Annotated in this window: 16 protein-coding genes; 11 read left to right on the top strand and 5 right to left on the bottom strand. The window is 29.6% G+C overall.

The features are described 5' to 3' along the window. Position 1: 1 nt before the first annotated feature. From AC5SLO_RS06070 to AC5SLO_RS06060, 3 genes are read right to left on the bottom strand one after another with little or no spacing between them, the layout of a single operon-like run. On the bottom strand, positions 2-1189 hold the full coding sequence (locus AC5SLO_RS06070) for an argininosuccinate synthase (RefSeq protein ID WP_494573073.1): 1188 nt from the start codon (positions 1187-1189) through the stop codon (positions 2-4). Between the two features lie 4 nt (positions 1190-1193). After that, positions 1194-1706: an invasion associated locus B family protein gene (locus tag AC5SLO_RS06065; protein ID WP_494573072.1), complete on the bottom strand. Its 513-nt coding sequence runs from the start codon at positions 1704-1706 to the stop codon at positions 1194-1196. Then, on the bottom strand, positions 1697-2734 hold the full coding sequence (locus AC5SLO_RS06060) for an aldo/keto reductase (protein ID WP_494573071.1): 1038 nt from the start codon (positions 2732-2734) through the stop codon (positions 1697-1699). Before AC5SLO_RS06060 ends, AC5SLO_RS06065 begins: the two co-directional genes overlap by 10 nt. A 60-nt stretch (positions 2735-2794) precedes the next feature. Here AC5SLO_RS06060 and AC5SLO_RS06055 point away from each other — a divergent pair, with 60 nt between their 5' ends. Beyond that, positions 2795-3556, top strand: a complete 762-nt coding sequence (locus AC5SLO_RS06055; protein ID WP_271516464.1) for a Bax inhibitor-1/YccA family protein — start codon at positions 2795-2797, stop codon at positions 3554-3556. Between the two features lie 3 nt (positions 3557-3559). Here AC5SLO_RS06055 and AC5SLO_RS06050 read toward each other — a convergent pair whose 3' ends face one another. Together AC5SLO_RS06050 and AC5SLO_RS06045 are read right to left on the bottom strand one after the other, a co-directional pair. Next, complete coding sequence (locus AC5SLO_RS06050) at positions 3560-3904, bottom strand: DUF2794 domain-containing protein (RefSeq protein ID WP_494573070.1); 345 nt, start codon at positions 3902-3904, stop codon at positions 3560-3562. Next, the gene (locus AC5SLO_RS06045) at positions 3897-4448 is read right to left on the bottom strand and encodes a septation protein A (RefSeq protein ID WP_494573069.1); all 552 of its coding nucleotides are present in this window, start codon (positions 4446-4448) and stop codon (positions 3897-3899) included. Before AC5SLO_RS06045 ends, AC5SLO_RS06050 begins: the two co-directional genes overlap by 8 nt. Positions 4449-4527: 79 nt before the next feature. Between AC5SLO_RS06045 and hspQ the strand changes: the two genes are divergently transcribed. From hspQ to AC5SLO_RS05995, 10 genes are all read left to right on the top strand, one after another. Then, positions 4528-4848: a heat shock protein HspQ gene (gene hspQ / locus AC5SLO_RS06040; protein ID WP_271516469.1), complete on the top strand. Its 321-nt coding sequence runs from the start codon at positions 4528-4530 to the stop codon at positions 4846-4848. A gap of 182 nt (positions 4849-5030) precedes the next feature. Beyond that, on the top strand, positions 5031-5741 hold the full coding sequence (ccmC, locus tag AC5SLO_RS06035; protein ID WP_271516470.1) for a heme ABC transporter permease CcmC: 711 nt from the start codon (positions 5031-5033) through the stop codon (positions 5739-5741). Then, positions 5738-5965: a heme exporter protein CcmD gene (locus tag AC5SLO_RS06030; RefSeq protein ID WP_494573068.1), complete on the top strand. Its 228-nt coding sequence runs from the start codon at positions 5738-5740 to the stop codon at positions 5963-5965. The genes ccmC and AC5SLO_RS06030 overlap by 4 nt, the downstream gene beginning before the upstream one ends. 10 nt (positions 5966-5975) lie before the next feature. After that, complete coding sequence (gene ccmE / locus AC5SLO_RS06025) at positions 5976-6395, top strand: cytochrome c maturation protein CcmE (protein WP_494573067.1); 420 nt, start codon at positions 5976-5978, stop codon at positions 6393-6395. 1 nt (position 6396) lies between these two features. Then, on the top strand, positions 6397-8274 hold the full coding sequence (locus AC5SLO_RS06020) for a heme lyase CcmF/NrfE family subunit (protein ID WP_494573066.1): 1878 nt from the start codon (positions 6397-6399) through the stop codon (positions 8272-8274). Then, the gene (locus tag AC5SLO_RS06015) at positions 8271-8792 is read left to right on the top strand and encodes a DsbE family thiol:disulfide interchange protein (RefSeq protein ID WP_494573065.1); all 522 of its coding nucleotides are present in this window, start codon (positions 8271-8273) and stop codon (positions 8790-8792) included. Before AC5SLO_RS06020 ends, AC5SLO_RS06015 begins: the two co-directional genes overlap by 4 nt. Then, entirely contained in the window at positions 8789-9160 is a 372-nt protein-coding gene (locus tag AC5SLO_RS06010; RefSeq protein WP_494573064.1) for a cytochrome c-type biogenesis protein, read from the top strand. Before AC5SLO_RS06015 ends, AC5SLO_RS06010 begins: the two co-directional genes overlap by 4 nt. Further along, entirely contained in the window at positions 9153-9668 is a 516-nt protein-coding gene (locus tag AC5SLO_RS06005) for an acyloxyacyl hydrolase (RefSeq protein WP_494573063.1), read from the top strand. Before AC5SLO_RS06010 ends, AC5SLO_RS06005 begins: the two co-directional genes overlap by 8 nt. Positions 9669-9678: 10 nt before the next feature. After that, the gene (locus AC5SLO_RS06000; protein WP_494573062.1) at positions 9679-10830 is read left to right on the top strand and encodes an alpha-hydroxy acid oxidase; all 1152 of its coding nucleotides are present in this window, start codon (positions 9679-9681) and stop codon (positions 10828-10830) included. Between the two features lie 73 nt (positions 10831-10903). Continuing rightward, entirely contained in the window at positions 10904-12067 is a 1164-nt protein-coding gene (locus AC5SLO_RS05995; RefSeq protein WP_494573061.1) for a pyridoxal phosphate-dependent aminotransferase, read from the top strand. Positions 12068-12070: the final 3 nt, after the last annotated feature.

The following is a 12070-nucleotide window of genomic DNA, read 5'->3' as shown; positions in this document are numbered from 1 at the left end:
TTTATGAATGAAGTTTTTGTTTATGAAGGTTAATAAATCTTTCTACGTTTGATTTATTAAAGGTTTTATTTTCTTCAAAAGAAACTTTTTTCATTGAGTAAGCATTACTTTTTGTCTGTCTAGACATTATGGTGATATTACCTTTGTATAATTTAAGTTTAACAGCGCCATTAACTTTTTGCTTTTTAAGGTCGACAATTTTTTGAAGTTTAAATCTTGCTTTTGAGTACCAATAACCATTGTAAATAAGTTCTGCATATTTAGGCATAATCTCATCTTTTTTATGCATAGTTTCTTTATCTAAAGTAACAGACTCAATTGCTCTATGTGCTAACATTAATAGTGTTCCACCAGGCGTTTCATAAACACCTCTAGATTTAATCCCAATAAATCTGTTCTCAACTAAATCAACTCTACCCACTGCATTTTTGCCAGCAACATCGTTAAGTTTTTTTAACAAATTTCCAGGCGATAATTTTTTACCATTAATTGTTACAGGGTCTCCATTTTTAAATCCTATAGTTACAAAAGAAGGTTTATTAGGTGCTTTTTCAGGGGACACTGTTCTTTGAAAAAGAAATTCAGGAGCTGAATTTTTTGGGTTTTCTAAAACCTTACCTTCAGTTGATGTGTGATATAAATTATCATCAATAGAAAAAGGAGGAGCACCTTTTTTATCTGTTGGAATTGGAATATTATTTTTTTTTGCATATTTAATTAAATCTGTTCTAGAATTTAATTTCCAAATTCTCCACGGTGCAATAATTTTAACTTTTGGACCAAAGTAATGGTAACCCAATTCAAATCTTACTTGGTCATTTCCTTTACCAGTTGATCCATGTGAAACAGCATAAGCTCTAAATTTTTTAGCAGCAGCAATTTGACGTTTTGCAATTAAAGGTCGAGCAATTGATGTACCCAACAAATAAACACCTTCATAAATTGCATGTCCTCTTATCATTGGAAAAACATAATCTTTTACAAAAATATCTTTTAAATCTTCAATAATGATATTTCTAACACCTAGTCTTTTGGCATTTTTTATAATTTTTTTTCTATCAATTTCTTGCCCAATATCTGCGGTATAACAAATAACCTCTGCGTCATAGTTTTCTTGAAGCCATTTTAATATAATAGATGTGTCTAGCCCACCAGAATATGCGAGTACAATTTTTTTTTTAGGTTTCATCTACTTAGCTGCAATTTGCTATAGTAGCATTGTATGCCTTAGTGAAACCCAATAGTGAATAATGATCAATAGTTGAAGATCCATTCTGAGTATAACCTTTAATCATTATCCTAGATCCTCTTTTCATTGTTTTGATCATTTTTTTTTCTAATTTATTATCTTGGTCTGACATCCAAGCAAATCCTTCTTGAATAAGATCAAATTTATATATGTTTTTTCCTGAAGTTGCTGTTACCGTATTTTTATTATTAAATTCATAGCCACCAGTAACACTTATCTCATTGGTTATTTTTTCTCCGGGTCTAAAGCTAATAAATAATCGTGCTTCTCTAGGGTTCGCCTTAGGTGATTGGAGAACCGGCTTAGATTGAGCAAAACACACTTTACCTGTGTCCGAGTTTATTACATATGTTTCCCAATCTTTATGTGTACCCATTTTTTTTACTTCTTCAGCATTAACTTGACTGATAAAAGTAGCAACAAAGATTATGATTATAAAATTTTTAATTATGGACATGGGTTAGGGTAAATAGTTTGTATTTCATTTATTTCTTTAATTACTTCATCAGTTAAATTTATATTTACACTTTCTATATCAGTTTTCAACTGCTCCATGGTTGTTGCCCCAATAATTACACTTGTCATAAAAGGTTGTATTTCACAAAATTTAAGTGACATTTGAGTTAAGTTTAGGTTATGTTTTTTTGAAATTTCATAGTACGCATCAACTGCTTTTTTTGTATTTGGTTTTTCATATCGAGTCCAAAAATTACCATCTCTTTCAATTCTAGAGTTTTTTGGCAATTGGTTGTTTCTGTACTTTCCAGTTAAGTATCCACTTGCTAGTGGAGAATAAGCTAATAGACCAATCTCATCTCTTATTGAAATCTCAGCAAGTCCAATCTCATAAGTTCTATTTAATAAATTGTAAGGGTTTTGAACAGACATCATTCTTGGAAGACCTTTTTCTTTTGCTAGCTCTAAAAATTTTGTTACACCCCATGGTGTTTCATTAGATAAACCAATTTCTCTAATTTTCCCCGCATCTACAAACTTTTGTAAATTGCCCAAGACATCTTCAAATTTATTCCATTCACCATTATCTTTGTGTTCATAGCCCAATCTTCCAAACATATTGGTATTTCTTTCAGGCCAATGTAGCTGATAGAGATCAATATAATCAGTTTGCAATCTTTTTAAGCTATCGTTAACAGCTTCAGTCATTTTTTTTATTCCATAATTATTACCACCTCCTCTTAAGTAGGCTCGCATAGGACCAGCAACTTTAGTTGCTAAAATGACTTTGTCTCTTTTGTTTGTTTTTTTAAACCAGTTACCAATTATAATTTCTGTATGACCGTAGGTTTCTTCTTTTGGTGGAACCGAATAAAGCTCCGCCGTATCCCAAAAATTTACTCCTTGATCTAATGCATAATCCATCTGCTCAAAACCTTCTTCCTGAGTATTTTGCTCTCCCCAAGTCATTGTCCCTAGACAAATTGTGCTAACCTTTAAATCAGTATTTCCTAGTTTTTTGTAGTTCATATTAATTTAATCCTTAATAAGGTATCTTGAAATAATAGTAAAAGCCTTTATATATATGGAATGGAATTCAATAAACAAAATATACTAAATAAAGTTAAAGAAGCTCAACAATCAACAGTAGTGATGGATGAGGGCCTAAGAGCCTACATGTTAAAAGTCTATAACTACATGGCATCTGGTATTTTATTAACTGGATTAGTTTCTTTAATATTTTTTAAACTTTCAGTAGTAACAGACGCGAATGGATCAATTGTTGCTTTAACAAGCTTGGGAAATACAATTTTTTTATCAGGTTTTAAATGGGTTGTAATGTTAGCTCCTCTTGGAGTTGTTTTTTACATGAGTGCTAGAATCAACAAAATGTCGGCAGCAAGTGCCCAAACAACTTTTTGGGTTTTTGCCTCATTGATGGGTCTTTCTTTATCTTCAATATTTCTAGTTTATACAGGAGCGAGTATTACTAGAGTTTTCTTTATTACTTCAATTACTTTTGGAGCAATGAGTATTTACGGCTACACAACTAAAAGAGACCTTACAAAATTAGGATCATTTTTAATGATGGGATTAATAGGTATTATTGTGGCATCAGTTGTTAATATGTTTATGAAATCTTCCATGATGGATTTTGTTATTTCAATCTTAGGTGTTTTAATTTTTGTGGGACTTACTGCTTATGATACCCAAAAAATTAAAAACATGTTTGTTTCAAGTGATACAGGAGAGTTAATGGGTAAAAAAGCTGTGATGGGCGCCTTAACTCTATACTTAGACTTTATAAATTTATTTATAATGTTACTGAGATTATTTGGACAAAGAAGATAGTTTTTACTTTTTAAGATTTTTCCAATTAGTATTTTTAAGTAATATTTCTAGATCAAAGGAATTTTTTAAAATTTTCCCATTAGAGTCAGTGATTAAATATTTCAGATTTTTACTGTTAGGTTTAAAATTTTTACAAATTTTGTATAAAGCATTTTCGGTAGCATTTTTAAAAACACTGAAACTTACCTGTCTGCTTGAAATGCTTAAACCATAATCTTTCCAAGTTCCTTCCGAGACCATTTTGGCATATAAATCTAAAATAACTTTAAGCTCATTCTTTTCAAAAAATTGGCTCTCTGTTATCTGATTATGAGGATTATTGATGACTAATTTTAAGTTTCTATTCATCAAGCTTATACTTATTAATTATAGATATTTGAAAGGCCGTAAAAATAATAGTTATTGGTAGCATTCCCCAAACCTTAAAATTAACCCAAAACTCTTCAGTTTGTGTTCTCCAAATATATTCATTTAACAATGCAAGACCAAAGAAAAAATACATCCATCTTCTATTTAAAATTTCCCAACCAATATCAGTTAAAGAAATAGACTTACCCATAATTTTCTTAAGAACAGGTTCTTTTGTAAAGTATTTTCCAAAAAACAAACCAAGAGCAAATAAAATATTTATAATTGTTGGTTTTATGTAAACAAAAATTGGATCATTAAAATAAATGGTAAGACCACCAAAGAGTGTAATTAAAATACCACTCAACAAAGGCATCATGGGTATTTTTTTTTCAAAAACCCAAACAACTGCTAATGCAACTAGAGTTGCAACTATAAGTGGTGGTATGGCAACTGATAAATTCTTATCATTATTATAATAATAGAAAAAAAATATAGCTAAAGGCCCAAAGTCTGTTGCAAATTTAAGAAAAGATTTATTCACTTGAGACATATTAACATAATAAAAAAACAATTATATTTTTTTTATTGATTTTTGTTTTTAAACCCCCATATTAATAATAATGGCAATTCAAAAAGCAAAATTTTCAATAGGTGATATTGTTAAACACAAACACTTTGAGTTTAGGGGTGTGATATATGATGTTGATTTTGAGTTTAATAATTCTGAAGAATGGTATCAGTCAATTCCTAAAAATGTACGTCCAAGAAAAGATCAGCCTTTTTATCATTTACTAGCTGAAAATGATGAGATTACCTACGAAGCATATGTATCAGAACAAAATCTACTTATGGATGATTCAGAGGATCCAATTAAACATCCATTAATTGAAGAGATATTTTCTGGAAAAAAGGGTTCTAGTTACTTTAAGCCATCTAATTAAATCTTTTTTTTAACACATTTTACTCAAACCTCAGACACAGATTGAGCCTATATTAAACTATATTCTGGTCAAGAGTGTTATACTAATACCTCTTAGTAATCATTATCTCCCTCATCACTCTTGATCAGATTAACTTTTCCAAATAAGAATTAATTTAACTTCTTTTAATATATAATTTTAAAATGTTTAGATATTTTGAACCTAATAAGATTTTTGCAATAACTTCGAAGGCACCAAAATATGTTCTATTTCTATTTATCGTTGTTTTAACAATTGGCTTAATAGAAGCACTCATTCTTTCACCCGAAGATTATAAACAAAGTGACTCTGTAAGAATTATGTATGTACATGTCCCTGCAGCATGGATATCACTTGGAATATTTTCAAGTTTAACTTTATTATCTATTGGAAGCTTTATTTTTAAAAATAAGAATTTTGCATTAATTGCAAAAAGCTTGGCACCATCAGGCTTTGTTTTTAATATTGTAGCATTAGTTACTGGTTCTATTTGGGGCAAACCAACATGGGGAACTTGGTGGGCATGGGATGCAAGAATAACATCTATGCTAGTGTTAGCTTTATTTTATGGAATGTATTTATTGGCATGGAGGATATATGAGGACAAAGAAGAAGTAGTTAAAATAACTTCTATAATTGCAATCATAGGAGTAGTTAATGTTCCAGTTATTAAATATTCAGTTGATTGGTGGAATACACTCCATCAACCGGCATCAATAAATATCATAACAACTAACACAGCAATTCACTCATCAATGCTAATACCTTTAGGCTTAATGACTGCGGCATTTGCTCTTTTTTCATTACTCATTTTTTTGATGAAATATAATACGGAACTGATAAAACTTAAAAATAAAGGATTAGATAGATTATGATAATAGAAATAATTTCAATGAATGGGTACGGAGCTTATGTATGGTCAGCATTTGCATTTACATTGACTAGTTTTACAACTTTATATTTTGTGATCAAATTGCAACTTTCAAAAGAACAAAAAAGATTTGCAAAAAAGTTTGGTTCCCTAAGTATTGAAAAAGCTAAAGCTGCTAAACAACAAACTATCAATAACGAAATATTATCCAATATATCAAATATTTAACTAATAAACCATGTATGGTAAAAAGGTTAAATTACGATTTTTATTCTTAGTATTGCTTCTAGCAACTGTAATTTTAACTGTTTTTCTAATTCTACAATCATTAAAAGAGAACGTTATATATTTTCAATCTCCATCTGAAATAAATTCTCTAATAGAAATAGAGAGCAAAAAGATAAGAGTAGGGGGTATGGTTAAAGAAAAATCTGTAGTTATCAATTCTAATGAAGTTAATTTTATCATTACTGATTTTAAAAATGAAATTAACGTCACTTATTCTGGTGCCGTACCAAATTTATTTGCTGAAGGAAAAGGAGTAGTTGCTGAGGGTTTTTTAAAAGACAAAAATTATTTTTCTGCAACAAAAATTTTGGCAAAACATGATGAGAATTATATGCCACCAGAAGTCAAAGAAGCTTTAGGAGTTAAATAAATTGCTTGCTAATCAAATAGGTTATTATTCGTTAATACTTGGATTGTTATTTTCATTTTCACTCTGCACAATAGCCATCCAAGACTTTAATAAAGTAAATAAAAAACTTAATGCAAACATAATAATCTTAACTTTCCTTCAGTTAACTTTTGTGATTATAAGTTTTTTTAGTTTAATTTTATCTTTTATAAATTCAGATTTTAGCAATGAGACAGTTTTTAATAACTCACATACAACCAAACCATTATTTTATAAAATTTCTGGAACCTGGGGTAATCATGAAGGTAGTTTGTTATTATGGTTATTAGTTCTAACTTTATTTATTTTTCTATTTTTATTAAAATCAAATTCACAACCAAAAAAATATAGAATTTTAACTTTACTATTTCAACAAATTATAATTATTGGATTTTTTTTATTTGTATTAACTACCTCAAATCCGTTTAATTATTTATTTCCAATTCCTAAAGAAGGCCTTGGTCTTAATCCAATATTGCAAGATCCGGCATTAGCAATACATCCTCCAATTTTATACTTAGGATATGTTGGTGCCTCTATAATATTTTCAGCCTCACTGGCAGCAGTTGCTCAAAATTATATTTCTAAAGAATGGGCACAGCACATAAAAAAATGGGTTTTAATATCTTGGATTTTTTTATCATTAGGAATTATGTTGGGTTCAATTTGGGCCTATTATGAATTAGGCTGGGGAGGTTTTTGGTTTTGGGACCCTGTTGAGAATGTTTCTTTAATGCCCTGGTTATCGTTAACAGCTCTTCTACATTGTATTGCGGTATTAGAAAGAAGAGCCACATTAACATCATGGGTAGTTGTGTTATCTATTACAACATTCACCTTAAGTATGTGTGGAACATTTTTAGTCAGATCTGGCTTACTAAATTCTGTGCATACTTTTGCAAACGACCCAGCAAGGGGAATTTTTATATTAATCTTCTTGTTTGTTTTAATAATCTTATCTTTGGGTGTATTTTTTATTTTTCATAAAGATAATAATGGTAATCAAAATAATTTTTTTTGGCTTAGTAGAGAAACATCTATTTTAATAAATAATTGGTTTATGATGTACTTTTTGTCTGTTGTTTTAATAGGTACAGTTTATCCAATTTTTTTAGATGTTATTTCATCAGAAAAAATTTCTGTAGGACCTCCATTTTATCACAAACTCATAGCTCCATTTTTAATACCCTTTTTATTATTTATGGCCTTGGGCCCAAGACTTAAATGGATCAAGTCAAAAATAGAAAAAAAATATTCAATAATTATAATATTTATAATTTCAATAATTTTAACATTTTTTATAATCAAAAATCTAACAACAAATATTCTTTTCTATACTCTTTTGTTATCAGCTGCTTTTTTTCTTTTCTTCACAACTCTTAAAGAACTTTTGACTAAAAAATTAAATAATAGTTCACAAACAATTGCCCACTTTGGTTTTAGTTTATTGATATTGAGTATTTTATTTAATGGCATCTTATCATCAGAGGTGATTACCAATATGAAGATAGGTGAAAAATTTAAATTTGGAAAAGAAGAAATTTTTTTTAAAAAGATTGAAGAAAGAAGAGAGAGTAATTTTAATTCAATTGTTGCTTTTTTTGAAATTAAAGATCTGGAGGGAAACGTTGTTGAATTAGAACCAGAGATAAGAGTTTATAATCAACCTTTAATGGTTACTAGTGAGGCAGATATAAAAACAACATTATTGGAAGATAAATTTATAGTAATGAATCTTGTTAAAGGTAATGAATATTTTAATGTTAGATATCAATCAAAACCATTTATGGTATGGATTTGGATTTCTGTTTTTTTATTAGGTCTTGGTGGAACGATAGGTTTATTTAAAACTAGGATATGAAAAAAAATATAACTATATTAATTACAGGCGTAGTTTTAAGTTTTTGTTTTATAATTTTATATAAAGGATTGAATAATCCAAATACTTATGTACCCAAAACTAGCATTAAAAAAGATATTCCAATTTTTAATGCAGTAGATTTCTTTTCAAGAAAAACTGTTAGTTCAGATGAAATTTTTAGAGATAATACTTATTATATTGTAAATATTTGGGCATCTTGGTGTGTGCCTTGTAGAGTAGAGCACCCTCTGTTAATGCAATTAAATGGAAATCATTCAGTTAAACTAATTGGTTTAAATTATAGGGATAGTTTTAATAATGCAAAAAAATTTATTGATGAATTTGGCAATCCCTATTCAAGAATTTTAATTGATAAAGATGGTACTTTAGGTGTTGAATTTGGTGCTTTCGGTGTCCCGGAAACCTTTTTAATAGATAAAAATAAAAAAATAATAAAGAAATTTATTGGCCCAATTGACCAGGAAGCTGTAAATAAAATTAAGTTAATGATTAAATGAAAATTTTTAGGATATTTATAATACTTTTATTAATTACAAATTTTTCAGATTTAAAATCTGATGAAAAAAGCGATATCTTAAAAAATAAAATATTAAAAAATATCCGTTGTTTGATTTGTCAGGGTCAGTCTGTATACGACTCTGAGTCAGAATTTGCATCTAGTATAAAATTAATTGTTGATAAAAAGATTAATGAAGGGGCAAAAGAAGACTCTATTTACAGTTTTTTAATAGAAAAGTATGGCGATTGGATAGTTTATGAGCCACAATTAAATAAAAATACTTATATATTGTGGTTATTACCCTTGTTGTTATTTTTATTAGGTGGTGCGATAATAGTTAAAAAAATTCAAAAAAAAAATGAATAAAAATATATACATAAAAATTTTTCCAGCAGTAATTTTTGTACTATTTTCTTTTTCTATAAATGCAGAAGAAAATGTTAGTGAACATCAATATAATTTTTATACTGGTAATTTTGATTTCAGTGATAATAAGCAAAAAGCTATACTCTTTGGATTCCAACATCAAAATGAAAATTTAGAGAGAAATACTTTTCTTGGGAATGCATCTCCTATAACTGGAGGGTTCATAACTGAAAATTCAGCAGCTTATGTATATACAGGTGTAGAGTGGAACTATGCAATTGGTAACAAAATTAAATTTACACCAAGTTTTGCCCCAGGAATTTATCATGAAGGTGATGGAAAAGACTTAGGACATGCTTTAGAGTTTAAAACTGAAATACAACTATCTTACACGCTTTCAGATAGTACTAATTTAGGAATGTCATATAATCATATATCAAATGCAAGTTTAGGAGATAAAAATCCTGGCGCAAATAGCTATATGCTTAATCTTCTAAAAAATTTTTAAATTTCCATTTATGAATTTAAAAAATTGTCATAATTTTAGTGACTTTAGAAAATTAGCAAAAAAAAGATTACCTTCACCAATTTTTCACTATATCGATGGTGGAGCAGATGATGAACAAACTTTACGAAGAAACACTGAGTCATTTAATGATTGTGATTTAATTCCTAACATACTTGCAAGCGTCGGAAAGCCCGATCTTTCGGTTACAGTTTTTGGTAAAAAAATTAATATGCCTATCTTTCTTTCTCCAACTGCAATGCAAAGACTTTATCATCATGATGGAGACAAAGCATCTGCTAGAGCTGCTGAAAAATTTGGTACTTTTTATAGTATGTCCACCATGGCCAATAATACAATTGAAGAAATTGCAGAAATCTCAAATGGTCCAAAATTGTTCCAACTTTATGTTCATAAGGATCAATCAATAACGAATGATTTAATTGATAGATGTAAAACCTCTGGCTTTGACGGCATGTGTTTAACAGTAGATACTTTAGTGGCTGGAAATAGAGAAAAAGATCATAGAACTGGATTTACCACTCCTCCAAAACTTACCCTTCAAAGTTTAATTAGTTTTGCAATGAGGCCTGAGTGGGTATTTAATTATTTTACTCATAAAAAATTTGAATTATCTAATGTTAAAAACAAAACAGACAAAGGTACCAATATTTCAAAGTCTGTAATTGAATATATTAATGAACAATATGATCCAGCTATGAATTGGAAAGACGCTGAATATTGTGTGAAAAAATGGAATGGTCCATTTGCACTTAAGGGCGTGATGTCAGTCGAGGATGCAAAAAAAGCTATAGATATAGGATGCTCAGCAATTATGATTTCAAACCATGGCGGTAGACAACTAGATGGTTCAAGGTCACCTTTTGACCAAGTTAGTGCAATTCGAGAGGCTGTTGGAGATAAATTAGAGATCATATTAGATGGTGGAGTAAGACGTGGAACTCATGTTTTAAAAGCTTTAGCAGCTGGTGCAACAGCTTGTAGTTTTGGAAAAATGTTTTTATTTGCATTAAGTGCAGGAGGTCAAGCAGGTGTTGAACGTCTATTGCAAAACATGCATGATGAAATTAATAGGAATATGGTATTAATGGGCTGTAAGACCCTGAAAGAATTAGATGCGTCAAAATTAATCTATAGAAAATAGTTATTACTTATCATAAGTATATATAAAAAAAATAAATTAAATTATAAAATATTAATATTAGAATTAAATTATTATGAAATTAGCAAAAAATTTAGAGAGATTAGGAACTGAGTCTGCATTTAGTGTTTTGGCTGAAGCTAAGGCTTTAGAGGCTAAAGGAAATCCAATGATTCATTTAGGGTTAGGTCAGCCTGATTTTAAAACACCCCAACACGTAGTAGATGCTGCAAAAAAAGCTTTAGATGATGGTCACCACGGATATGTAATGTCCAACGGTATTCCAGAATGTAGACAAGCTGTAACAAGATGGATTAAAAAACGTTATAGTGTTGATGTAGATTTTGAAAGAATTTTAATCATGCCAGGTGGAAAACCTACGATGAGTTATGCCATTCAATGTTTTGGAGAACCAGGTGCTGAAATAATTCACCCTACACCTGCCTTTCCAATATATGAGTCGATGATTAATTATACTGGATCAACATCTGTACCTTATGATTTAACTGAAGATAAGGATCTTAAATTTAATCCAGAAAAAATTTTATCACTAATCACTGATAAAACTAGATTGTTAGTATTAATTAACCCAAACAATCCAACGGGTAGCTTTGTGGAAAAAGCGGATATTGATGTATTGGCTGAAGGTCTTAAAAAACATCCACACGTAACTATATTAAGTGATGAAATTTACAGTAGACAGATTTTTGATAATAAAGAAATGCCTTCATTTTTTAATTATCCAGAGTTAAGAGAAAGACTGATTGTATTAGAAGGTTGGAGTAAAGCATATTCGATGACGGGATGGAGACTAGGATGGAGTTTTTGGCCCAAGGAATTAATTCCACATGTTAATAAGCTTTTAATTAATAGTGTATCGTGTGTAAATGCAGCAGCTCAATTTGCAGGAATTGCAGCATTGGATGGTCCAGATGATTCAATTAATGAAATGATGGTAAAGTTTACACAGAGAAGAAAACTAATTCATGAAGGTTTAAATAGTTTGCCAGGTATAGAATGTAGCCTTCCAGGAGGAGCTTTTTATGCATTTCCAAAGGTAATTGGAACGGGAATGAATGGTTCAGAATTTGCAAAAAAATGTATGCATGAAGCAGGAGTAGCAATAGTTCCAGGAACAGCTTTTGGTAAAACTTGCCAAGATTACGTAAGATTTAGCTTTGCAGCCTCACAAGATAACATATCTAACGCATTGGAAAATATCAAAAAAATGCTAGGCTAAGAC

The organism is Candidatus Pelagibacter sp. PS_44, assembly GCF_059417735.1.
Note: the sequence above shows the minus strand (reverse complement) of the source record. Positions and strands in the feature narration are given on the sequence as shown.